Below are 24565 nucleotides of genomic sequence, written 5' to 3' on the forward strand. Positions count from 1 at the left end.
TAAATGTTGTTGACGGGACCATACATTTGGATCTAACTTATCCAAATGGGTAATCAATTGCACGCGCAGTTCCGTGCCCTCGCAGACCCGACGCGGTTGGCCGTCGTCGAGCGACTCTTGAGGGGCGCCGCAACGGTCAGTGAGCTTGCAAAGCCTTTTGACATGGCGTTGGCGCCCTTCATGAAACATCTCAGCGTCCTAGAGCGCTCTGGCGTTATTACGAGCAAAAAGGTTGGACGCATACGAATTTGCGCGATCAATCCGAAAGCCATGGCCCGGATTGAAGACTGGTTTTCCGACCGCCGCGCTCTCTGGGAATCGCGCCTGAATGCCCTTGAATCGTATCTTGATCGCAACCGTCAACAGTGAGGAATTTCGCATGTCAGACATCCCCGCGATTGTTCACGATACAATTAAGGCAGAACGCCTTCTTAAAGCGTCTCCTGCCCGCGTGTTCGCCGCTTGGACGGATCATGAGGCACGCCGTCGTTGGGAACCGACGCCGGAGGGAATTACAGCCGAGTATGATGGCCACGATTTCCGGATAGGCGGTTATGAAAAAAGCCGGATGTCGAAGGACGGTCAAATATTGGTCGAGTTCGAAACCAGGTTTATTGACATTGTTGATTGTAGTCGGGTGGTCTCACATGTTCGCGCAGTCGCAGGCGGTAACGCCATGTCCTGTTCGCAACATACGGCGGAATTTCGAGCAGTGGGCGAACAAACACGCCTTACTTGTCATGAGCAGGTGGCGTGGTTCCACGGCCGAAATATGCGGGCCGAACACGAAGGCGGTTGGTCAGTGCTGCTTGACCGCTTGGCCGCAGAAGTGGAAACAGCTTAAACGACGGTATTGAATGACAGCTTAGTCCGCGTCGCAGACCTCCGCGGTCGATTGATAGGCTTCGTAGCTGCGCCGAAAGCGAAGATAGGTCAGCTATCGTTTATGAGCACACGGCCTAATGAAGCAGTCCCATGGCCCCATCCTCGGCCTTCGCATTTTTGTCGCTGTCGCGGCGGCAAATTATAAGCAGGCGCTCTCTTAGCCACATATGCGCGCGATCCTTCTCGTGGCGCGGATGCCAGAGCATCCTCAACTCGTAGTGAGGCAGCTCGATCGGGATCGGCAGGATTTTGAGCGGAGCGAGCTCTATGAACTTATCGGCCATCCTCCGAGGCAGACAGAGCAGCAAGTCCGTCCTCTCGAGAATCCAAGGGGTCGTCAAAAAATTCGGTAGGATGAAGGATATGTTTCTACGCAGTCCCTGCTTGGCGAGACAGTCGTCGATGAGGCCCGTCCCCACTTCCCGCCATGATATCAGCATATGCTTGCATTCCAGAAATTGCGCGAGGGTGATCTCATCGCCCGGGACCGCGGCGTTGCACTGCCTTGTCAGGCAAACCATGCTCTCGTCCATCAATGCGTCCGAGCAGATATGCGGCGTGGCGCCAAAGATGGCGTCGAAGCCGATCGCTACGTCGATATTGTCTTCCTCGAGCGCGATGTGAGGCGGCCCGACAATCGGCTGCCGAATATGCACTTCTATGTTGGGAGCGGTGCGCATGATCGACTCGGCAAGCTTCGGCAGCACCGCGAACACGACGTAGTCGCTTGTGGCGATGACGAAACGCCGGCGGCTTGTCGCCGGATCGAACTTCGGCGGCGACTCGACGATCCTTTCAATCTCCCGAAGCACCGCGACCGTCGGCTCCAGCAACGCCAGCGCGCGCGCCGTAGGAACCATGCCCGACGCCGACTTCACCAGTATCGGATCGTCGAGTTGGCGGCGCAGCTTGCCCAAGACATGACTCATGGCGGGCTGGCTCAGGCATAGCTTTTCGGCGGCGCGCGACACGTTTTTCTCTTCGAGAAGAGCTTTTAGCGCCAGCAACAGATTGAGGTCGAAAGACCTGAGGTTGACCATGACTCAGCCCGACTATCGCGAGCGGCGTCCGCGGTCGAGCACTCGCATTGCAGCTTTTCCGGGATTTTAATTTCCCGAATAGGCTCATGAATTTTTCGAATTTTACCGTGTCGGCCGCGTTCGATAAAGCTCTTCGGCGCGAGCTCGCTCACGAAAAGAGCCAAAATAGACCGCGCGCAATGCACCTAAGGGCGCTTTCGCCCCGCCGGGTGAGCGACGCAAGCGTTTAAGGAAAGCTGAGGAGGGCCGCCATGTCCGTCAATGTGCCTGCAGACCGTCCGCAGATCGATCCGCATCCGCTAAGCCCCTATGTCGCATGGGCGGGGAATCGAAACCGGGATCCCATCCTGGCAGTATTCAAGGAGATTTTTCCGAAAAGCGGAAATGTGCTCGAACTTGCGAGCGGCGCCGGCAACCACATAAGCTATTTCGCTCCGAATTTCCCGACTCTGTCTTTCCAGCCATCCGACTATAACGTCGAGGTGTTCGACTCGATCAAAAAGAAGCGCGCCGAAGCTGGCGCCAAGAACATCCTCGATCCCATTAAGATCGATCTGACGGCGCCCGAGAGCTGGCCCAGCGCCAGCGATCGGCTCTTCGACGTCATTTTCGTCGTCAACCTTTTCCAGGTCGCGCCAGCGTCGATCTGCGACGGCATCGCTCAAGTCGCTGACCGCGTATTGACCAAGGATGGGTTTGTCGCAATCTATGGGCCCTTCAAGGTCGACGGCAAATATACGACTGAGTCGAACGCCGCCTTCGATCAGGAAATACTCGCCCCCAAGGTCGCCGAATGGGGCCTCAAGGACGTGCGCGATCTCGAACGCGCCGCCAAGCCGCACAATATCGCGCTTAAGAGAATCGTGGACATGCCGGCGAACAACTTCATTCTTCTCTTTGGGCGCGCATGAGGGCGGCCAAGAGAGTTGATGCGCGATGACACAAGAGCCGACGTTGAATGAGGGCGCCGCAATCGTCGTTGGCGTCGGCGCCGAGACTGGTCTCGGCGCGGCGCTGGCGCGGCGTTTTGCGCGAGAAGGTCTGCGAGTCACGATCGCCGGCCGCACGCCGGAGCGGCTGCGGGTCGTCGCCGAGAAAATCGCCGCGACGGCCGGCGCAGTCTCGATCAAACCCGCCGACGCCACAAGCGAAGCCGATGTCGCCGCCCTTATCGAGGAAGCGGATCGCGACGGCGACCTCAAGCTCGTCGCCTATAATGTAGGGAACAATTTCGCAGCTTCCGCTCGGGACACGACGCCCGAAATCTTCGAGCGCCTTTGGCGACAAAACGCCCTCGGCGGCTTCATTGTTGGCCGGGAAGCCGCCCTGCGCTTCTCCGAACGCGGACAGGGCACGATCCTTTTCACCGGCGCGACGGCGTCCTTGCGGGCGCGTCCGCCCTTCCTTGCCTTCGCCGCCGCCAAAGCCGCCTTGCGCGCCGTCGCCCAGGGCCTCGCCCGCGAGTATGGCGCAAAGGGCGTTCATGTCGCACACATCATCATCGACGGCGTCATTGCCGGCGAATATGCGGCGACGAATTTTGCCGAATACGCGCGCTCCAAGGGCCCGGACGGCGTCCTTGCCGTGGACGACATCGCCGACGCCTATTGGGCGCTGCACTGTCAGAAACGCAGCGCCTGGACTCACGAAATGGACCTCAGGCCCTTCAAAGAACCCTTCTAGGACCGTACATAACGGCGGCGGAGACATCGGAAAATGCCGACGCGAACAAAATGGCGGCTTATCGGCGACTATCTCGAGAACTGCAGTTGCGACATCGTCTGTCCCTGCCTGGTCTCGACCAAGGCCATGATGGCGACGCCGACGCAAGGTTGCTGTGACAACATTCTGGCGTTTCACATCAACCTGGGAATTTATGGCGACGTCGTGCTGGACGGGCTGAACGTCGTGCTTGCGGCGCATGCGCCGGGTCCCATGGCGGAGGGCGACTGGACGCTTGCCGCCTATATCGACGAGCGCGCAACCGACAAGCAGACGGAGGCTCTCGAAGCAATTTTCGGCGGCGACGAAGGCGGACCGATGGCGATCTTCGGGGCGCTCGTCGGAGCGCATCTCGGCGTCAAGAAGGCTCCGATCCGCTATGCGATCGAGGGCAAATCGCGCTTGGTCGAAATTCCCGGCGTGCTTTCCGTCGCCGTCGACCCGCTCGCCAGCATGCATCCGAGCGGCGAAATCTGGGGCATGACCGGGCATCCGCTCGCCCCGGAGAAAATCGCCTTCGGCGTTGGGCGCGCGGGCAACGGCTTCAACGATCACGGCTGGAACTGGAACAACTCCGGCCGCAACGGTCATTACGCGCCGATCGAATGGTCGAACTGAATGGCGTCGCTGAGCGCATGGAACTGAGCCGTCCGGACCCGATCGCCATTTACCGCAAGGCGATCTTCGCGGCGCTGATCGCCTTGTCGCTTCTGGCCTGGCTCGTTCTGATCTGGCAGGGCGCCGCGCATGAGACCGACGTCCGCATGGCTTCCCCGTCCATGGGTCTCGGCGCGCCGCTCTTCCTCGCCGTCTGGCTGGCGATGACAATTGCGATGATGTTTCCGACGGCCGCGCCGATGGCGCTCACCTTCCACAAGGCGCAGAGCGCACGGCGCAAACGAAGACAGGCCTTCGTCAGAACATGGGTCTTCCTCGCCGGATATCTTGTCGTCTGGGTCGCTTCAGGCGTCGCAGCCTATGTTGGCGCGCTTGCCGCGGAGTCGATCGCGACGCGTCTCGATCTATCGGCGCCGACGTCGGCGCGCATCGGCGGTCTGATCCTCGTCGCGGCGGGGCTCTATCAGCTTACCCCGTTAAAGGATCTCTGCCTGACCAAGTGCCACACGCCGATGAGCTTCATCATGACCTCCTGGCGCGAAGGAACGCTCGGCGCCTTGCAGATGGGCGCGATCCACGGCGCCTGGTGCCTTGGCTGTTGCTGGCTGCTTTGCGCCATCATGTTTCCGCTCGGCATGATGAACGTCGCCGCGCTTGCGACGGTGTCGGCTATCGTTTTCGCCGAGAAGACCCTGCCCTGGGGCGCCGCCGTGGCGCAGGCCGCGGGCGTCATCATCTTCGCCTACGGCCTGTTGATCATCATCCAGCCTCAGGCGCTTCCGATCTTCCATGGATGACGACCGATTCGCTGGCAGCATTCATGTTGAGCCACGCAGCTCGGTCGAGATGTGGCGCCCCGCCTGCCCGAACCCATCTCGCTCTCGACTCCTTTCCCGCCGAGCGTTCCCGCCACAGCGTCGCTTGGTTCATCGAGCCGGCTATCACGAACGCGTCAAAAATACGCGCTCTTGAGCAATCAGAACATCGATCGGGATACGCTCGGCGACATCGCCGAATCCGCCTCTTTGGCCCCCTTGGCGGGCGAAGGCGCGGCGGGCTTGTTGCGGCTGAGCTTGCTCATCAAGAGATAGATCACCGGCGTCGTATAGAGCGTCAGCGCCTGACTGAGCAGCAAGCCGCCGACGATGGTGATGCCGAGCGGACGCCGAAGTTCGGCTCCGATCCCGGTCGCGAAGGCGAGCGGCAGCGCGCCGAACGTCGCGGCAAGCGTCGTCATCAGAATCGGACGGAATCTTTCGCGCGCCGCCGCGAGCGCGGCGTCATGCACGGACATGCCGCCGTCGCGCTCCGCCTGCAAGGCGAAGTCGACCAGCATGATGCCGTTCTTCTTGACGATGCCGATCAGCAGCAAAATGCCGATGAAGGCGATGATGGTGAATTCGACGCCGAACAGTTCGAGCGACAGCAGCGCGCCGAGGCCGGCCGACGGCAGCGTCGAGATGATCGTGATCGGATGGACGAGGCTTTCGTAAAGAATGCCGAGAATGATGTAGACCGAGAGCAGAGCGGCCAGCATCAGCGCCGCCATGCCGCCCGCAACTTTGCGGAAATCCGCAACGTCGCCGGCGAATTCGGCGCGAAGCGCGCCCGGCGGATTGAGCTCCGCGATCGCTTTTTCGATCGCCGCGACAGTCGCGTCGAGACTGTAGCCGGGTGCAACATTGTATGAAATCGTCGTCGCCGGCACGACGCCCTGATGATTGACGACCAGCGGCGACGCGCTGCGTTCGATATGGGCGAGCGCGGTCAGCGGAATCTGGTCGCCGGTCGCTGAAGAGACGTAAATTCCCGCGAGATCGCGAATGTCGCGCTGCCTTTCGGTCGGAGTCTCATAAACAACGCGATATTGGTTACGCTGGGTATAGATGATTGCGTCCTGCCGCTGGCCGAAGGCGCTGTTCAGCGCCGCGTCGATGGCGGCGATCTGCACATTCATGCGCGAGGCGGCCTTGCGATCGATGACGACCTTGGCGCGCAGCCCGCCGCGCTCCTGGTCGGAGGTCACGTCGACGAGTTCGGGCGCCTGCTTCAAGCGCTCCAGCACCTTGTCGCGCCATGCTTCGAGCATCTCGACCGACGGACTCGACAGCGTGAACTGATATTGCGACTTGCTCATCCGCGCGCCCTTTCGCAGATCCTGCGAGGGCACCAGATACACGCCGAGCCCAGGGATTTTCACGAATTCTCGACGTAGACGCGCGATCACTTCCTTGCTCGACGCACGCCGCTCGTCGGGCGGCTTCAAGGCGACATACAGCCGGCCCTGATTCATCGAATAGGCCATATAGGCGCCGCCGATAAACGAGCCGACATTGGCGACATCGGGATCGGCGAGCAGCGTGTCGGAAGCGAGCCGCTGCAACCGCGCCATTTCAGTAAATGAAATGTCGCCGGAGGCTTCGGTCGTACCATTGATCAGTCCGATATCGTCCTGGGGCAGCGTGCCCTTGGGGATCGTCTCATAGAGCCGCACCGTCCAGGCGATCGAGATCACCACGACAAGGAGCGTTGCCCAAGGGTGATCGATCACCGGACGCAAACTGCGCGCGTAAAAGTCGACGACCCGGTCGAGCGCGCCTCCGACGATCCGATCGAAACGCGATGGCGGCTTCTCGCGGTGGGCGGGCAAGCGCGCGCAGATCATCGGCGTCACGGTCAGCGAGATGACCGTCGAAATCGCTATGGCGAAGGTCAGCGTCCAGGCGAATTCGCGCAGCAGCCGGCCCATCACGCCTTTCATGAAGAGCAGCGGTATAAACACGGCGACGAGCGACAGGCTGATTGAGACGACGGTGAAGCCGATCTGCTTCGCGCCCAGCAGCGCCGCCTCCATGCGACCCAGACCGCGCTCGGCGTTGCTTTGAATGTTTTCGATCATCACGATGGCGTCGTCGACGACGAAGCCGACCGAGATCGTCAACGCCATCAGCGACAGATTGTCGATCGAGTAGCCAGCAATCCACATCGCGGCGCAGGTGCCGACAAGCGACAGAGGGACCGTAATTCCGGCGGCGATGACCGGCGTCGCGCGGCGCAGGAACACATAGACGACGATCATCACCAGCACGATGGAGATCGCCAGCGTGCGCTGAATGTCGTGAATGCTGGCGCGAATCGTCTGGGTACGGTCGGACAGCACATTGATCTTGACGCCGCTCGGAATCCATTCCTGAAGCCGCGGCAGTAACGCCTTAATCTGATCGACCGTCTCGATCACATTAGCGTCGGGTTGTTTGGTGACGATCAGGAGCACGGCGGGCTTGCCGTTGAACCATCCGGCGGCGTTGCGATTTTTGATGCCGAGTTCGACCTTGGCGACGTCGCCGAGCTTGAGCACCGCGCCATTGCGCGAGGCGATGACGATGTCGCGATAATCGTCGGGCGTCGACAGCTGATCGGTCGTCGCAAGCGTGATCTCGCGCGTATCGCCGTCGAGCGCGCCAACGGCGGAATGAGCGTTGGCGGCAAAGAGCGCATCGGCGACTGCGTCGACCCCGAGTCCCATGGCGGCGAGCCGCGCGCTGTCGACCTGGACCCGGATCGCCGGCTGCTCGGCGCCGACGAGGCGCGCCTCGCCGACGCCAGGAACCTGCGAAACGCGCTGCGCGATGACCGAGTCGACGGCGTCGAAAACGGCGCTCGACGGCAGAGTGTCGGAGGTCATCGCCAGCACGATCACCGGCATGCTGGACTGGCTCGCCTTACGATAGTGCGGCGTCATCGGCAAATCGCTCGGCAGGTCGGTGAGCGCGGCGTTGATCGCCGCCTGCACGTCGCGCGCAGCGGCGTCGATGTCCCGCGTGATGTCGAACTGGGCCATGATCTGAGTCGAACCGAGCGAATTCGTCGAGGTGAGTTCGTTCAGTCCGGCGATGGTCGAAAGATGCCGCTCAAGCGGGGCCGCGACGGAGGCCGCCATCGTCTGCGGATCGGCGCCGGGCCGCAACGCCGAGATGCCGATGATCGGAAGATCGACCGCCGGCAGACTCGCCACCGGCAGGAAAAAATAAGCGACCGCGCCGATGAGGAACAGCGCGCCTGCAAGCAGCGTCGTCGCGACCGGCCGTCTGATGAAGGGCGCGGAAACGTTCACTCGGCGGCCTCGCGTATTGCGCCATCGGCGTAGGCGTCGTTGGCGGCGCTCCGCGCTTCAACTTTCAGGGCTGAGTCGCCCTGTCCATCGGCCAACGCCAGCGGATCGCGGATGAAATCGCCTTTCGCCATTCGCCGCTGACTGGGCCAATGAACATCGATTAAGATACAAGTTATCAAGGGGCGCCAGCAATCATTTCTGCTCAACGCTCGCAACCATGACGAAACGCTTGCCGAACCATCGCTTCAATCCTCGTGATGCGATGGTTTTGGCCCTTGAGCTGAACCTTTCCTGGCGCCGGCGGCTGCGATGTTGCGGTCGAGCGAGCCCCGCATGGTTCGTTCGCCGTCCCATGACCGCCTGCGGCGCTCGGCGGAGCTGAAATCGACGCTCTTCCCGCGACGCGTCTTGCTCTTGACTCTTTTCCCGCTTAGCGTTTGCGCACGAGTGCCGGTCGATTCGTCGAGTCAGCTGTCGCGGACGCTGTCTAAAGTTCGCGCTTTCGAGGGATCAGAACATGGATCGGGATACGCTCGGCGACATCGCCGAGGCCGCCCCCTTAGCGGGCGAAAGCGTCGACGATCGCAGCGCCGCCGCTTCCCCCGCCGGCAAGAACTCCGTCACCGTTCCGGCGCAGGTCGTCGCCCAGGGCAAGCACCGCTTTTACGCCCTCGTGCTGCCGAGCGGGCTGCTCGCCGAGACCTGCGTCGTCGAGCCTCGGGTCGAAAATCCGATGGAGGGCTTCCAGCGGCTGCTCGACGAAAAGCGCGCGAAATCCATCGCCAAATATATCGACGCGGGTTTCGGCACGGTGCCCGGCGCCGTGGTGCTCTCGGCGCAATCCCGCGCCCATATGCATTACGACCGCGCCGCGGGAACGCTCACCTTCCGGCAGGACCCCCGCGCCTTTCTCATCATCGACGGGCAGCATCGCGTCTTCGGCTTCAAGCTGGCGAAAGGCGCGGTCGACGTCCCCGTGGTGATCTACAACCGGCTGAAGCGCTCGGAAGAATGCCGGCTGTTCATGGACATCAACACCAAGCAGCGGCCGGTGCCCAACGAACTCCTGCTCGACATCCGGCGGCTCTCGGAAGTCGAGACCAAAGCCGACGCGCTGTTGCACGACGTTTTCGATCTCTTCCACAATCGCAATGACAGCGCCCTCAAGGGCCTGCTCAGCCCGGCGGAGCGGCGCAAGGGCACGATTTCGCGCGTCACCTTCAACGCCGCGCTGCGCTCGATCAAGGGCGCCTTCGACGACGCAAGCGCCGAGGAAGTCTACGCCGTGCTCAACCCCTATCTGCGCGCCTGCCGACACGGGCTCGGCCTGCACAACGCCGATGAGCAGATCGCCCATCCGGCGCTGTTCAAGGCGCTGGCGCTGCTCTTCGCCAATGTCGCCGAGCGCGTCGCCGACCGCCATGGCGGCAAATATACGGTGGCGAATTTCGAGGACGTGCTCATTCCCTTCTTCAAACGGCTTAAGAAATCCGACCTGCCCCGCGCCGGCATGAGTCATGTCGCGCTGTATGAGCATTACAGCAAGGCGCTAAGCGCCGGCTTCCTGATCAAACAATGGCTCTTCTCCTGAGCCGAACGGGTCGATACTTATTTCCGCTTCGACGCCGCCGCGCGTGGTCAGCCCATGCTCGGTCTTTTCCCAGTGGAAGGGACGCCGCCAGAGTTCATAGATCGCGCGCCAAGCGGCGAGACTCAGCATCGCGAGCCATAGCGGCAGATAGATCAGCGCGGGGCGAAACCGGGTCAGATTGCGACGGCGCATGCCGATCGCCAGCGGACAAACAAGCGCCGCCGCGCCGGCGAACGCGAGAAAGCACCACAGCGTGCTGAGCGCGATTTCGCACGGCGTCGCCGGCGTCAGCAGCGCGCCGAAAATCGCGTCATAAGCCATGCGCGCCGCCAGGAACGGACCGAGCAGAGGCCCGAAGAGTCCGCTCGCAAACATCGCCAGCGCCGCGATGGCGCGACACGCGCCCAGATCGACGAACAGCCGCGCCGGCCGGCGGCAATGCACGATGAAGGTTTGCATCCAGCCCTTGAACCAGCGGGTCCGCTGTTTCACCAGGGCGGTGAAAACCGCCGGCGCCTCCTCAAAGGTTTGCGAGTCGAGCGTTCGCACGTCGAAGCCGGCGCGCGCCAGCCGCAGGCCGAGGTCAGCGTCCTCGGTGACGTTGAACGCGTCCCAAAAGCCGATCTCGCGCAGCGCCTCGATGCGGAAATGATTTGAGGTGCCGCCGAGAAAAAGCGGCAGGCCCATCCGCGCGAGCCCCCTGTTGCAGACATCGAAGAGCGCGGCATATTCGAGAGCGAACAGCGCCGTCATCCAATTGAGCGCGCCATTGTCGATGGCGAGGCTCGCCTGCAGACAGGCGACGTTTCTCGGCGCGTTCGCGAAGCGCGTCGCCGCGCGGCGCAATTGCCGCGGCTCGGGCAGGTCTTCGGCGTCGAATACGGCGACGAGCGCGCCGCGGGCGAGCGGCATCGCGACATTGAGGGCGCGCGGCTTGGTGCGCGGCGCGCCTTCGGGCGCAATCACGATCTCATGCGGCGCGCGGGGCGGATGCGCCCGCAGCGCCGCCGCCGTCGCTTCGTCATCGGCTTCGATGACGAATTTCAAATCAAGCTTCGCGCGCGGATAATCGAGCCGGTCGAGCGCGCGGGTGAGTTGACGGACCACGGCGGCTTCCTGATAGAGCGCCAGGACGATTGTGTAGATCGGCAGTCGCGCGTCGCCGTCGAGCGGCTCCGTCTCGGCGCTCGGCTGAAAGCTCGCCGCGCAGGCGAAGAGCCGCAGAAACACGCCGCAAAAGAACATGGCGGCGAGCAGCAGCGCCGACGCCAGGCGCAGCGGGAAAAAGGGCGCATAAAGGCTCGCCGCGAGCGCGATCAGCGTCGCGAGCAGCAGTCCCACCTGTTCGCGCTGAAGACCGCCGCGCGCGCAAAGCTCGCTGTCGACGCGTTCAGCGAGGAAGGCCGCGTTGCGCGCGGCGCCTTCAGGATCGGCGCGGCGCACGGATTCCAGAAAGCGCGTTCGGGTGGTGATGGCGAAAAGCGCCCGGCCCTTCGCCGCGCGCCGCACGCTCATCAGCCGGAAGACTCCGGCGCCGCTCGGCGCGAACAGCCAAAGATAGCCGCTCGACGCGTCGCGAACCCGCGCATAGCCGCGCTCGACCGTCGCTGCGCCAGACGCGCAGACATCGACGCGGCCGTCGATGAAGTCGACGTTAAGATGCTTGGCCAGCGCCCGATAGAAAACGTCCTCCGCGACGAGCCCCTCGGCGAGCAGCGCTTCGTCGGCGCAAACGCCCTGACGGCGCGCCGTGGCCGCGGCGAACTGAAGCGCTTGCTCCGGCACGCCATGGCCGGACAGAAAGGCGATTTCGACGGGAATGGGGCGCGGCGCGGTCGCGCGCGAGGCCGCCGGTCGGCGAACGATCGAGGGGTCTGGCGGAGAGCGTCGGCGGACAGTCTGGCGGAGATCGTCCTCGATCGGCTTAGCCGCGGCGGCACTATCGATCGGAACGAAATTCATGCATTATTCCGGCGAACGCGGACAGTCTTCACGCGACTATCATTCTCTAGCAGGAGCTATGCAATAACTTTATGCGCCGTATGAACTTTTTGCGCCCCGTCGACAAGTCGCGCAGATTCGTGCGCCTCGCCTGGCTCCGCGCGGCGCTGGCCGCGCTCCTCCTTTGCGCCTTGCCGCCGGTCGCCGTCGCCGACGACGCCCCAAGCGCCGCAACGCCGCCGATGTCGACGACGCCCGGCGCGACTGCGCCCTCGTTCTGGGACCCCAACCGCACGCCGGAAAAGCCGGACCTCTCCCAGCTGCGGCAGATCAGGTTCCTGACCGAGGACGATTATCCGCCGTTTAATTTCCTGTTGCCGGACGGTCAGGTGGCGGGCTTCAATATCGATCTCGCGCGCGCGATCTGTGTCGAACTCGACATCGCCTGCACGATCCAGAGACGGCGGTGGGATTTGCTCATCCCCGCGCTGAACGACAATAGCGGCGACGCCATCATCGCGTCGCTCGCGATCAACGATGAGACCAGGAAACAGGTTGACTTTTCCGGGCCTTACATGATGACGCCGGGGCGCTTCGCGGTGCAGGCCGACACGACCCTGAAATCCGCTTCTCCCGCCACTTTCGCCGACCGGCCGATCGCCGTGGTCGCCGGCTCTCGGCATGAGGCTTTTCTCAAAGCCTTCTATCCGCACTCGACTTTGATGACTTTCGAAACGCCGGCCTTGGCGCGCAACGCCCTAAAAACCGGTCGCGTTCAGGCGCTCTTTGGCGACGCGATCTCTCTGTCGTATTGGCTGAACGGCGCGGAAGCCGCCGGTTGCTGCGTCTTTCGAGACGGCCCCTTCACCGATCCGAAATATTTCGGCGAAGGCATCGGCATCGCCGTGAAGAAGGGCAATGCGCCGCTGCGCCGCGCCCTCGATTATGCGCTCGCCCGGCTCGCCCAACGCGGCGTCTTCGCCGAGCTTTATTTGAAATATTTCCCGGTCGGGCCATTCTGAACTGCGCGGCCCAGCAATAGAGCGATGGCGTCGCGCGCGCTTATTAACGCGGCGTCGAGCCTGTCGCGCTTCTCGCCGACGCTGGGCTCCTCGTCGCGCAGCGCCTGCTCATAGGCTTCCGCCGCATTTCCAACCCCAAACGCCCCCACCGCCCGCGCTGAACCCTTGACGGTATGCGCAAGGGCGATGCGCCAATCGCCGTCGCCAAGCTTGGCGGGCGCGCGCAGGCGCTCGGCGCATTGCGCCGCCTGCGCATCAAACAGCTCCAGCAGCTCCCGTTCGAGCTCATGGTCGCCGAAGGTCTGGCGGGAGAGATGAACAAGGTCGATCGCCGGTTCGGACTGCCCCGCCAATAGCGGCTGCGGCTGCGCATCGCAGTTCAGAAACGCTGATCCCGCGAGTTTCGCCATCCCCATTCCCTATTCTCCTTGATATCTAAAGCAGTGGGCAACGCCTGGGAGCCTGCGGCGAGCGCGCCGCACGACGCTTCTCTCTATGATTGGCGCGCCTAACCTGAAGGACGCGTTAACGAAGTTTCCCGATACGCGCCGCCCCGATGTTTCAATTGCCCGGAATGGGCTGTAAAGTTTGGTTAATCTTTATTCACCGGCGGTCGCTTGGCGGCAGGCCGTGAATTTCGGCCGGACCGCAAGGCTCTGCGCCGGCTGGAGTGGAGTGAATGGCGACATCGGGAAAGATCCAGGACGCGGCCGCCGCGGCTCTGTCGGCGGTCGAGGAGGCGCTGGAGATCGGCGCGACGCCGGACGCCGCGGCGCCAGCCGCGGACGAGGCGAACGACCGATCGGACCAGGCCGCGACGCCCAGGGCGGACCCGAATGCCGCGGAGCCGCGCCGCTCGGCCCCAGCTTACGGCGAGCCGCAGAACCGTCAACCGCCGCCGCACGGCGTCATCGCCCCCGCCTATGCGCCGGCGAACGACGACCGTCGCACCGTTGGCGAATTGCGGCAGGCGCTCCAGATCAAGCCGAACCGCTCGATCATGGCCTTCACCTTCGTCTCCATGGCGCTGTGGGCGGCCTGCTGGGTCGCGTATCTTTATTTCCATCAAGGCGAAATCCTCGACGCCGAAAATTCGTTGCTCGCGCCGAAGCCGGTGCTGACGCTCGCCGCGCTCGTCGCGCCGCTCATCTTTCTCTTCCTCACCGGCCTGATGGCGCGCCGCGCCCATGAGATGCGGCTCATCGCAAACTCCATGACCGAAGTCGCCATCCGGCTCATCGAGCCGGAGACGGTGGCCACCGAGCAGATCGTCTCGCTGTCACAGGCCATTCGACGCGAAGCCGCCTCCATGGGCGACGGCATCGAACGCGCGCTGGCCCGGGCCGGCGAGCTTGAAGTGATCGTGCGCACCGAGGTCACCAATCTCGAACGCTCCTACACCGACAATGAGCGGCGCATTCGTCTGCTCATCGACGAATTGACGCGCGAACGCGAAGCCATCATCGTCAACGCCGACAACGCGCGGACGGCGCTCTTTGGCGCGCGCGAAACGCTTTCTCAGGAACTCGCGACGACCTCGGTCCATCTCGCCGAGGCGGTGAGCCAGGCCGGGGCGCGGGTCGCCTCCTCGCTCGGCTCGAAGGGCGAAGAGATCCGGCTCGCGCTTGACGAGGCGGGAGACGCCTTCGAGTCGACGCTCGCGGGTCATGGCGAACGCGTGCTCTTCGCGCTCGCTCAAACGGGCGACGAAGTCGCGCAAAAAGTAGCCGGCGCAAGCGACGACGTGAGCCGCCGCTTCACCGAAGGCGTCGAGGACTTCGAACGCAAGCTGGAAGCCGCGGGCGAAACGATCGCCGGCGACTTCGGCGCGCGCGGCGCCGAAATGCTCGAACGGTTCGAAGAAATCGGAGCAGGTTTTTCCGAGGCGGTCGGCGGCCAGGGCGAGCGGATCGTCGCGCAACTCGCCGAAACCGGCGACGCCATTCGCGAAACGATCGAAATGCAGGGCGGTTCGTTCGAACGCTCGCTCGCCGAAACCCAGGAACGCCTCACCGCACGCGTCGCCGAACATGTCGAAACTGCTCGAACCACGCTCGAGACGGCGGAAACGCGTATCGTCGGCCTGCTCGATGAGACGCATCAAAAGGCGCAGAGCGAATTCGACGCGCGCGGCCAGGCGCTGCATGAGGAGATCTCGCGCAGCATGAACCAGAACTCCACGGCGCTGGTCGAACAGGTCGACGCGTTGCAGGAGCGCTTCGTCGCCGCCGCCAACGAAGCCGTATCGGCGATCGGGCAGCATGGCGATCGAGTCACCGAAGCGCTTGCCGACAATTTTCACGCTTTCGAAGAGACCGTACTCGGCCGAGGCGGCGAAGTCGCCGAACGCATCGCCGAACGGGGCAAGCAGTTCGAGACCACAGTCGTAGAGCGGCTTGCCGCCTTCGAAGACGCCGTCGTGCGCAACAGCACGGAAACCGCCCTGCGCATCGCCGAACATGGCGACCGCGTCAGCGCCGTCATTTCGGACGGGCTCGCCGCCTTCGAGGACACTTTTTCGCGGCACGGAGACGACGTCGTCTCGCGCGTCGGCGAACACAGCGAGCGGGCCGCGACCACCGTCGTCAATCAGCTCGCCGCATTCGAAAGCGCCATTGCCTCGCGCAGCGAGGAAGTCGCGCAGAGCGTCGGCGAACACAGCGAACGCGCCGCGACCGCCGTCGTCAATCAGCTCGCCGCATTCGAAAACGCCATTGCCTCGCGCAGCGAAGAAGTCGCGCAGAGCGTCGGCGAACACAGCGAACGCGCCGCGACCACCGTCGTCAATCAGCTCGCCGCATTCGAGAACGCCGTTGTCTTGCGCAGCGAGGAGGTCGCGCAAAGCGTCAGCGAGCACAGCGAACGCGCCGCGACTGTCGTCGCCAATCAGCTCGCCGCATTCGAAAACGTCGTCGCCTCGCGCAGCGAAGAGGTCGCGCAAAGCGTCGGCGAGCACAGCGAACGCGCCGCGACTGCCGTCGTCAACCAGCTCGCCGCATTCGAACACGCCGTCGCCTCGCGAAGCGAAGAGGTCGCGCAAAGCGTCGGCGAATACGGCGAACGCGCGACGTCGGCTCTCGTCTCCGGACTCGCCGCATTCGAAGAGGCGGTCGATCGCCGCAGCGGCGAAGTCGCCGAGCGGGTCAGCGAGCAAGCCGAGCTGACCAAGGCGACAGTGTCGGCGCAGCTCGCCGCGTTCGAGGAGGCGGTCACGCGCCACAGCGACGAGGTCGCCGCGCGCGTGAGCGAGCACGGCGGACGCGCGAGTTCGACGATCGCCAGCCAGCTCGCCGGCTTTGAAGAGATGGTCGCGCGACACAGCGCGGAAATCGCGCTTTGCGTCAATGAACAGAACGAGCGCGCGACGTCGACGCTCGCGGCTCAGCTTGAATCATTCGAAAGCGCCGTCACGCGACACGGCGACGAGATCGCGCAGCGCGTCGGCGAGCAGGGCGAACGCGCGACGTCGACATTGTCGGCGCAGCTCGCGGCCTTCGAGGACGCCGTCATGCGCCACGGCGACGACATCGCCGAACGCGTCGGCGAGCGCGGCGAACGCGCCATATCGGACCTCTCGGGCCAGCTCGCCGCGTTTGGAGAGGCGGTCACGCGCCACAGCGAGGAAATCGTCCAGCGGGTCGGCGAACATGGCGAACGCGCGACCGCCGCCCTGTCGCAGGGCCTCTCGAGATTCGAAGACCTGGTCGCGGGCCAAGGCGAAGAATTGGCGGCCCGGGTCGCCGCCCGCACCGAGCGCGCCGCCGTCGAACTCGGCGAAAAGCTTTCCGCGTTCGAAGCAAGCGTCGCCGGCAATGCCGGCCAGGTCAATGACGCTGTCGCGCAGGGTCTCGAAGCGATCGAATCCGTGCTTGTCGGCCGCGGCGGCGAGATCGCCGACCGTCTGGCGGCGCACGCCAATCGCGTTGACGTGAGCCTCGCCGAAAAGCTCGGCTCGTTCGAGGAGGCCATCAAGCGCCACAGCGATAACGTCGCGTCGGTGGTCGGCGAACATGCGACGCGCGTCGACGAACTGCTCGACGAGCGGCTAAACGCGCTGGAGACCGCGGGAATGCTCGTCGCCAAGACGATGGAGACGACGCGCCAGCTTGCGCTGCAGGAGTTCGAAGCGCATGGCGCGGCGTTGCGCGACAAGCTTCACGAAAGCGTCGCCGATGCTTCCTCGGCGCTGGCCGCAAACGCCGAAACGATGCACGAGCGCCTGTCGACGACGGCGAACGACGCCGTGCTCGCGATCGCGACGCAGGGCGAAAGGCTCCATGAACTTCTCGACGACCGGCTCGGCTCCTTCGAGGACGCCGTCCTGTCGGACAGCAAAGAGGTCGTGGCCTCGCTGGCCAATCACGGCCGGCACATTGCGGAAACGCTCGGCGAACACCTGTCGCAATTCGAGAATGCGCTGCTGCGTGACGGCGGCGCGGTCGCCGATCGAGTCGGCGCGCATGCCGAAAGACTCTCCGGCGAACTCACGCAGCGTCTCGCCGCCGTCGAAGACGCAATTGGCAACAAGGGAACACAGCTTGTCGACGAACTGACGACGCGGACGACCGACGCCGCGGCGCGTCTCGACGTGCAAGCGCAGCAGATCGCGCATCAGCTCGACGAACGGTTGCAGTCGCTCGATCAAACGCTACGCGCAGAGGGCGGCGCGCTTGTTGACCGATTGTCGGCGCAAGTTGAGCATTACAACTCCCGCATCGGCGACAATTCTCGCCATTTCGCCGATGAATTCGATGCGAAATTGGCCGAAATCGACGAAGCGATCGAGAGCAAGGGCGGCCATCTCCTCGAACGGCTCGGCGCGCGCGCGATCGACATCGCCTCGACGATTTCCAACAAGATCGAAGCCTTTGAAAGCGTCGCCAGCGCTCGGACGGTGGAAGCCGCCGACCGCATCGATCAACTCGTCGGACGCGTCGACGCCGGCCTCGGCATGGGCGGCGAGCTGCTGAAGGAGGCGCTGTCCAAACACGCAACTGACGTCGCGCGCGCGATGGAAGACGGCGGACGTCAAGTCATGCAGGCGTTGGACGCCAAGATCAAAGACGTTGACTGGGTGCTCCTGTCGCGATCGAGCGAACTCGCCCAGGCTTTGGCGTCGCGGACGGAAGAGATCAATCAAATCCTGGGAGCGCAAGCCAAGGAGCTGGAGGCGACTCTCGACAATCGCATCGCGCATCTCGAGACCAATGTCGTCAGCCAGCTCGGCGCGGTTTCTTCGGAGATCGACGAAAGAGGCCGGCTGGTCGTGGACACGATCAGCGCGCGGTTGCTGGACATCAAGGAAATTCTTGCCGGCGCGCAGCGCGAATTCGATACGACGCTGCACGCGCGCACCGGCGATCTCGGCCAGTCGCTCGCCGAGCGAGTGGCTGAAGTCAGCAGCGCGCTCGACGCGCGGCTCATGCGGATGCGCTCGGTGCTCGACGAGCGCGGCGGGGCGGTCGCTCAAGAATTGACCGCGGTCGCCGATCTGGCGGCGGCCGCCGTCGAAAACGCCGGGGCCGAGTTTGTCTCGCAGCTCGGCGTGAAGCGCGACGAACTGACCGACGCGCTCAACGCTTCGCGCGAGGCGCTGGCGTTGACGCTGGAGTCGAGCGCGCAGAATTCAATCGCGACTCTTCTGGCGACGAACGACAAGATTCGCGCCGAACTGCCGGTCCTGCTCGACGGGCTCGGCCAGACCAACGCCTCGCTGCACGCGATCGTCGACCAGACCGGCGGCAGTCTCGTCGCGCTCGAATATGAGCTTGGCGCGAGGCTCGAGGAGTTCCGTGGCGCGCTGCAATCGGCCTCGACGCAGATCGAGCATGTCACCGCGACGGCCGGCGATTCGGTGCGTGACGCCAATGCGATCGTCGAGGCGCTCGACCAAGGACAGCACACTCTGGCTCAGAGCGCCGACAGGCTGGCGCAAAGCCAGCAGGCGCTCGACGCCACGATGGCCGCGCGCCATCGCTCGCTCGAACAGGCGGCGGCGGCGATCGAAGGCCGGCGCGCCGAACTCGAAAGCGCCATCGCAACATTCAGCGATTTGATGGAAAGCTCATTCCAGTCGATCGAAGCGCGATCGCGCGAGCTTGGCGGCGCGTTGAACAAAACCTCGAAGGAGACCGCCGAACTCATCGAGTCGCGCTTTGCGGCGATGCGCGCCGCTGCGGAAGGCGAACGTGAGCAAACTGCCGAGGCGCTGCACGCCGCCTATGCGCAGGCCAATGCGGAAATCGCCGGGCTGTTCGACAGCGCGCGTTCGAAATTCGAGCAAACGGCGAGCGAAATTCGCGGCATGGCGCGCGCCATTCACGGCGATATCGAGAAGACCCGCCAGGAAGTGCGCCGCAGCGCGAGCGAGATACCGCAGGAAGCGGCGGAGCAAACGGCGACCCTGAGGCGAGTCATTGGCGATCAGGTGAAGGCGCTGAACGAACTCACCGATATCGTGGCGCGTTCGGGCGGGGCCTATGAGGCCGCCGAACCGAGCGCTCCCGCGCCCCGCCGCCCCGACCAGCCGGCGCGCAGGGAAGCCGCGACGCAGCGGGGCGGCGCGCAAAATCCTTCGAACCGCCAGCCCAACGGCGGATGGCTGAGCGACCTGCTGGCGCGCGCCTCTTTCGACGACGCCGCGCAGCCGTCGCGTCCGGCGCGGTCCATGGCCGGCGCCGGCGCGCTCGACAGCCTCACGCTGGACATTGCGCGCATGATCGACGGCGCCGCCGTCGCCGAGCTCTGGCGCCGTTATCAGCGCGGCGAGAAGGGCGGACTTTTCGGTCGGCGTCTCTACACGCCGCAAGGCCATCAGACCTTCGAGGAAATCAAGCGTCGCTATCGTCTGGATCAGGATTTTCGTGCGACCGCCGATCACTACATCAAGCATTTCGAGGAACTGCTTGTCGAGACGAGCCGCGCCGATCGCGACGGCTCGAAAGCGCTCGAACTGCTGACCGGCGACGCCGGCAAGGTTTACACCATGCTCGGGCACGCCTGCGGACGTTTCGAATAGCGCGCGAAGCTATTCGATCGCTTCCGGCGGCGCCGCGCCGATGCGCGCTTCAAATGCGGCTTCGGCGCGAAGACTGTCGAGGTCTCGGCCGATCGTCGCGACCGCGAGCAGCCGGTCGTCCTTAAAATAAGATACGGCGCAGTCAGCCGCGGGATCGCCGGATATTTCCAGCCGGTCCCATGAGGCGGCATGGCCGACATAGGAGATCGCCTGGTCGTAGTGCTGGCTCCAAAAGAAGGGCGCGGCGTCAAATTTCTCCGCGCAGCCGAGAATATTGCGCGCCGCCGTCTGCCCCTGTCGCTCCGCGACCACCCAATGTTCGACGCGAATTCGCTCGCCAGTGATCTTGTCGCGCCAGCTGGCGATGTCGCCGGCCGCGTAAATGTCGGGCGCGCTGGTTTGCAGATATTCATCGACGAGCACGCCGTGGTCCACGGCAAGGCCCGCCGACTCAGCGAGGGCAAGATCCGGCCTGACGCCGACGCCGATGACCACGAGGTCGGCCTCGAGGGTCGCGCCGCTTTTTAAGGTCAACGCGCGCTCGCCGATTTCGGTCGCCGTATCCTCGAGATGGAATATGACGCCGTGGCGCTCATGCAGCTTCCGCACATGCGCGCCGATTTCTGGTCCGAGAATGCGCGCCATCGGGATGGCCTCGGGCGCGATGACATGCACCTCGAGATCGCGGGCGCGCAGCGACGCCGCCGCCTCAAGGCCGATGAAACTCGCGCCGATCACAGCGACGCGGCGAGCGCCAGCGCAGGCGGCGATGAGACGGTCGGAATCGGCGAGCGAACGCAGATAGTGAACATGGCTTCGATCGGCGCCCGGCGTCGGCAGCTTGGTTGGAAAGGCGCCGGTCGCGAGCAGCAACGCGTCGTAAGAGAGCGTCGCCCCGTCAGCGAGCGTCAGGCGCTTGCCGGCCGGATCGAGCGACTCGACGCGGCAGCTAAGCCGCAGCTGGACGCCATTGTCCCGATACCAGGCGGGATCGCGCAGCGGCAGCCAGTCGGGCTGGGCGGTTCCCGCCAGATAGTCCTTGGAAAGATTGGGCCGGTCGTAGGGCGCGGCCGTATCCGCGCTGATCAGCTCGAGGATTCCGTCATAGCCCTCCGCCCGCAACATCTGCGCGGCGGCGAAGCCCGCCGCCCCGCCGCCGACGATAACGACGCCGCGCGGTTGGGCGGCGCCCTTATGCGCGGCCGGCGCTGGATCCGGAAGTCTTTCGCGGGCGAAAACCTTGCCGCTAGCCTGCTCGACCCGCCACCGCGCCAAGGCGTCAAAGGCCGGCGCCCGTAAGGCGCGGCCGCTGCGCAGGCTGAAACAGGCATGATGCCAGGGACAGCGGATCGAGCCGCCGACCACCAGCCCGTCGGCCAGCGGCGCGTGATAATGGGTGCAATGGGCCCCGATCACGAAGAAGGCGTCGCCTTGCCGCGTCATGATGGCCGCCTCGCCCGCGACATGTCCGAGCAAAGGGCGATCGTCGGGGACGTCCCGGCCAGCGACGCCCTGCGAGAAGTCGGGGCCCTCCGGTTGTTTGCGCCCCTCTTCCGTCATGCCGCTCTCCCTCTTGCGCCGGGTCCGCCCCTCGGCGGGGCCGGGGACACGCATCGCTTAAAAAGGGCGACGCTTGAGCAGGGACAAGTGTCGCTTAACGATCGAATCGAGCTGATTCGGCGGAAAGCGAACATGACATGTTATATTTCAAACAAACCAGGCCGCGCAAAATCAAGGGAGCGGCTATGGCGGACCCAAAAATTGTGACATTGACGCCACACTCACCAGAACAAATATTCAGCCAGGCCATTTTTGCTCAAATATTAGGCATATGCGCGGACCTTAGACTTGAATGGAACTCCGGTCGCGAGTGATATCAATCAGATTTCGCCTCCAGCCGGAGTTCTCAGCAATGAAGTGGTACTATCTATCGAGCGTCGCCGCTCTAACATTGGCAACCAGCATCACGAGCGCCGCTCACGCTCAGTCGAAATTGTTGGAGGTCGATCCGACGCTGATCGAGGAAAATCAACCCGCGCCTCCTCCGGCGGCCAAGCCGGCGAAGAAGGGAAAGATCGTTAAGGGCCCGGCCGAGGCTCCCCCTCCGCCCGCCTGGATCGACACCGTGACGATCGATGGCTACGTCGAAGGCGGCGTCGCCATCAACTTCAATCAGCCCTTCAACAAGCTTAATTGGGGCCATCTTTATACGGACCGCGCCAATTGGCCGACGTTCAATAGCTTAACGGTGACTATCCAGCGTCCGCTTGACCCAAAAGCCGAAGGCTATGACTTCGGCTTCAAGCTCCAGCCGCAAATCGGCGAGGACATGCGATACAACCACCTCACCGGCTTTCTCGATTACGCGATCCATAGTCGCACACAGATTGGCTTCCTGGAGGCGAACGCCTTGGCGCATCTCCCCTGGAAGAGCGTTGTCTCAGAGGGCGGCATCGACGTAAAGGCGGGCATCTTCCCGACGTACAATGGCGCAGAGCTCATGTACGCGAAGGACAATCTGTTCTATTCGCACTCCTATATCTTCAATTTCGGCCCCTTCCTTCACACCGGCGTGATGGTGACGAACCATGTGAGAGATTGGCTAGACGTATATTCGGGCGTGACGACCGGCGTGAACAACTTCATCGGCTATCCTGGTCAGCCCAACTCGTCTCCCTCTTTCCACGGCGGCTTCGGTCTCAATCTGCTGGACGGCAATCTGACCGTCTTGGCTATTGTCCACCACGGGCCTCAAAACTCGAGCCAGGGCCGATTCAACTGGCAATACACGCCGCCGGACTTCGCCGCCGCCGGCCTGTACTGGCCGAACCTAACCCTCCAGGGCATACCAGGGGCCTGCGTGTGTAACCCCAACTCGGCCAACCGCACTTTCACGAATTTGACGACGACTTGGAAAGCGACCGAGAATCTGACGTTCATCACCGACATCGCCTATAATAGAGAAAGTGGTTGGAACCCGATCTCGTACACTGGCTTCCCGGCCAACTGGTACGGCGGGGTCGACCAGGTCTTGGGCGCTGTCGTCCCCAATTGGCCAGGCGTCGTGGCCCTGCCACAGCATTCGCAAGGCGCGGACTCTTACGCGGTGGCGCAATATGTCTCGTACAAAGTCAATGACCTCTTCAAGCTGAACGCCCGCGTCGAATTTTACCGCGACAATAAGAACTTCTTCGTCGCCGGCTTCCCTGGCTACTTCGACTCAGTGGCCGCTTTTCACGGTTACGCCTGCCCGTCCTGCATCGCCCAACCGGCAAATGTCGGCACGAGCTATCTCGGACTCACCGCCGGCGTAACGATCACGCCGGATCTGCCCAAGATGCCGATTATCACTGGAATGATCCTGCGTCCTGAACTCCGCTGGGATCAGGCGGTCAATGGCACGACGCCATTCTTCCGGAATAATGGCAACGGCCGCAGCAGTAGCCAAGGCATGTTCAATATGGACGTGATTATTCCCTTCTCGCTGCTTTAGACGCAACATCCCAAGCGCGTCAGAAAGCCGTCCGGTTTGCCGGGCGGCTTTTTTATTGCGGAAGGTCCTCTTATTGTGGAAGGTTCTCGTCGCCGCGATTGCTCGGCTGATCGCGGATCAGAATTTCAACGTCGGCGTCCTTCGTCGACTGCACCCGGAAAGTTCCCTGATAGGTTTTCCCCTCGTGGCGCGCGATGGCGACATATTCGCCTTCCGCCAGAACAAGCGAAGGGAAGGCGCCGATCAATTCGCGGATGACGTCGCCGCCCGGGGTCAACACGGAAAAACTCGTGTTGGCGAGCGCTTCGCCGCCCGGCTGCTTGACGAGCTTTAGCGTCATCGTCGCCGCGTGATGGCGCAGAGTGGCTTCAATGAGCTTGCCGGCGGGGATTTTCAAATCCGCCGTGACGACGGAATTGGTTTCATTGGCGCCGCCCTGGGCTCCCTGGCCCGTATCGAGCAATGTCGACACGACGTGATAGGCGCCTTCGGGAAGACCGATCATCTCGTCCGACTTGGCGTTGGCGAGAATAAGCTTCGCTTCGGAATTGCCGCGTTCGGGAACATAGATCGAAATCGACAGCCGCTGCGCCGGAAGCTGCGCGTCGCCCAGTCTGTCGATGAGCCTCAGCCCGCCGGCGTTCAATGCGATCCGTTCGGAAACATTGGCGCCCTCTATGGCGACGCGACGGGTGACGCCGGCAAGCCCATAGGCGGCGTGAACGATATAGGCGCCGTCCGGCAGGGGCAGGGTCGGCGACGCCTCCTCGGATTGGGCCACAAGCTTATGCGATCCGTCCGGCTGGGCGCCGTCCTCGAATATGCGCCAGATGATTCCCGAGCGGACCGGCTGCTGATCATTGGCGGCAAGCGTCGCGCTCAGCCGCAGCGTCGACAGTTTCTCGGCCGGCGGCGGCGCCGGCACGGCCGGTTCCGCGGCGCCATGCGGCGGGCGGGGATGATGGGGCGGCGGCGCCTGCTGTTGCGCCTGCGCCGGCTGGGAAAGAACCGCCGCGCTCAACAATGTCGCGGCGGCCACGCCGCATAGCGCGCGCCCCGAAAAGGCGGGAACCGGCCTTTCGCGTCGAGCCCGCTCTAAGCTTATGGATTCGATCACGATT

General features: G+C 63.6%; 16 protein-coding genes. 10 read left to right on the forward strand and 6 right to left on the reverse strand.

All coding sequences use genetic code 11. The annotated features are described in order from the left end of the window. Window positions 1-45 precede the first annotated feature (45 nt). Both U1E20_RS06670 and U1E20_RS06675 read left to right on the forward strand, forming a co-directional pair. A complete protein-coding gene (locus tag U1E20_RS06670; protein ID WP_409979813.1) occupies window positions 46-369 on the forward strand; it encodes an ArsR/SmtB family transcription factor in 324 nt (107 codons plus the stop codon). Window positions 370-379: 10 nt separating this feature from the next. Continuing rightward, a complete protein-coding gene (locus U1E20_RS06675) occupies window positions 380-844 on the forward strand; it encodes an SRPBCC domain-containing protein (RefSeq protein WP_409979814.1) in 465 nt (154 codons plus the stop codon). A gap of 115 nt (window positions 845-959) precedes the next feature. Here U1E20_RS06675 and U1E20_RS06680 read toward each other — a convergent pair whose 3' ends face one another. After that, window positions 960-1925, reverse strand: a complete 966-nt coding sequence (locus U1E20_RS06680) for a LysR family transcriptional regulator (RefSeq protein ID WP_409979815.1) — start codon at window positions 1923-1925, stop codon at window positions 960-962. A 251-nt stretch (window positions 1926-2176) separates the two neighbouring features. Here U1E20_RS06680 and U1E20_RS06685 point away from each other — a divergent pair, with 251 nt between their 5' ends. From U1E20_RS06685 to U1E20_RS06700, 4 genes are read left to right on the forward strand one after another with little or no spacing between them, the layout of a single operon-like run. After that, window positions 2177-2836, forward strand: coding sequence for a DUF938 domain-containing protein (locus U1E20_RS06685; protein ID WP_409979816.1), 660 nt, complete (start codon window positions 2177-2179; stop codon window positions 2834-2836). Between the two features lie 25 nt (window positions 2837-2861). Further along, window positions 2862-3608, forward strand: coding sequence for an SDR family NAD(P)-dependent oxidoreductase (locus U1E20_RS06690; protein ID WP_409979817.1), 747 nt, complete (start codon window positions 2862-2864; stop codon window positions 3606-3608). Window positions 3609-3641: 33 nt separating this feature from the next. Continuing rightward, window positions 3642-4265 carry a DUF1326 domain-containing protein gene (locus tag U1E20_RS06695; protein WP_409979818.1) on the forward strand — a complete coding sequence of 208 codons (624 nt, stop codon included), beginning with the start codon at window positions 3642-3644 and terminating at the stop codon, window positions 4263-4265. Further along, a complete protein-coding gene (locus tag U1E20_RS06700; RefSeq protein WP_409979819.1) occupies window positions 4253-5062 on the forward strand; it encodes a DUF2182 domain-containing protein in 810 nt (269 codons plus the stop codon). Before U1E20_RS06695 ends, U1E20_RS06700 begins: the two co-directional genes overlap by 13 nt. 179 nt (window positions 5063-5241) lie before the next feature. On the opposite strand, the gene U1E20_RS06705 is transcribed toward U1E20_RS06700, so the two are convergent. Continuing rightward, on the reverse strand, window positions 5242-8379 hold the full coding sequence (locus U1E20_RS06705; protein ID WP_409979820.1) for an efflux RND transporter permease subunit: 3138 nt from the start codon (window positions 8377-8379) through the stop codon (window positions 5242-5244). A gap of 517 nt (window positions 8380-8896) precedes the next feature. Here U1E20_RS06705 and U1E20_RS06710 point away from each other — a divergent pair. Further along, window positions 8897-9970, forward strand: a complete 1074-nt coding sequence (locus U1E20_RS06710) for a DGQHR domain-containing protein (RefSeq protein WP_409979821.1) — start codon at window positions 8897-8899, stop codon at window positions 9968-9970. Here U1E20_RS06710 and U1E20_RS06715 read toward each other — a convergent pair. Continuing rightward, window positions 9929-11932, reverse strand: coding sequence for a glycosyltransferase (locus U1E20_RS06715; RefSeq protein WP_409979822.1), 2004 nt, complete (start codon window positions 11930-11932; stop codon window positions 9929-9931). The two genes, U1E20_RS06710 and U1E20_RS06715, sit on opposite strands and share 42 nt — an antisense overlap. An 80-nt stretch (window positions 11933-12012) precedes the next feature. Between U1E20_RS06715 and U1E20_RS06720 the strand changes: the two genes are divergently transcribed. Continuing rightward, a complete protein-coding gene (locus U1E20_RS06720; protein ID WP_409979823.1) occupies window positions 12013-12933 on the forward strand; it encodes a transporter substrate-binding domain-containing protein in 921 nt (306 codons plus the stop codon). Here the strand turns inward: U1E20_RS06720 and U1E20_RS06725 are convergent. Next, window positions 12900-13349 carry an Hpt domain-containing protein gene (locus U1E20_RS06725; RefSeq protein ID WP_409979824.1) on the reverse strand — a complete coding sequence of 150 codons (450 nt, stop codon included), beginning with the start codon at window positions 13347-13349 and terminating at the stop codon, window positions 12900-12902. The two genes, U1E20_RS06720 and U1E20_RS06725, sit on opposite strands and share 34 nt — an antisense overlap. Before the next feature lie 263 nt (window positions 13350-13612). Between U1E20_RS06725 and U1E20_RS06730 the strand changes: the two genes are divergently transcribed. Then, window positions 13613-19951 (forward strand): apolipoprotein acyltransferase, encoded by a 6339-nt coding sequence (locus tag U1E20_RS06730; RefSeq protein WP_409979825.1) that lies wholly within the window; start codon window positions 13613-13615, stop codon window positions 19949-19951. A 9-nt stretch (window positions 19952-19960) separates the two neighbouring features. Here U1E20_RS06730 and U1E20_RS06735 read toward each other — a convergent pair whose 3' ends face one another. Further along, window positions 19961-21511 carry an FAD-dependent oxidoreductase gene (locus U1E20_RS06735; RefSeq protein WP_409979826.1) on the reverse strand — a complete coding sequence of 517 codons (1551 nt, stop codon included), beginning with the start codon at window positions 21509-21511 and terminating at the stop codon, window positions 19961-19963. A gap of 352 nt (window positions 21512-21863) precedes the next feature. Between U1E20_RS06735 and U1E20_RS06740 the strand changes: the two genes are divergently transcribed. Next, entirely contained in the window at window positions 21864-23444 is a 1581-nt protein-coding gene (locus U1E20_RS06740) for an outer membrane beta-barrel protein (RefSeq protein ID WP_409979827.1), read from the forward strand. Between the two features lie 70 nt (window positions 23445-23514). Here U1E20_RS06740 and U1E20_RS06745 read toward each other — a convergent pair whose 3' ends face one another. Continuing rightward, the gene (locus U1E20_RS06745) at window positions 23515-24465 is read right to left on the reverse strand and encodes a hypothetical protein (RefSeq protein WP_409979828.1); all 951 of its coding nucleotides are present in this window, start codon (window positions 24463-24465) and stop codon (window positions 23515-23517) included. Between the last annotated feature and the right edge of the window lie 100 nt (window positions 24466-24565).

The organism is Methylocystis sp. (assembly GCF_046349115.1).
Classification (GTDB): Bacteria; Pseudomonadota; Alphaproteobacteria; order Rhizobiales; family Beijerinckiaceae; genus Methylocystis.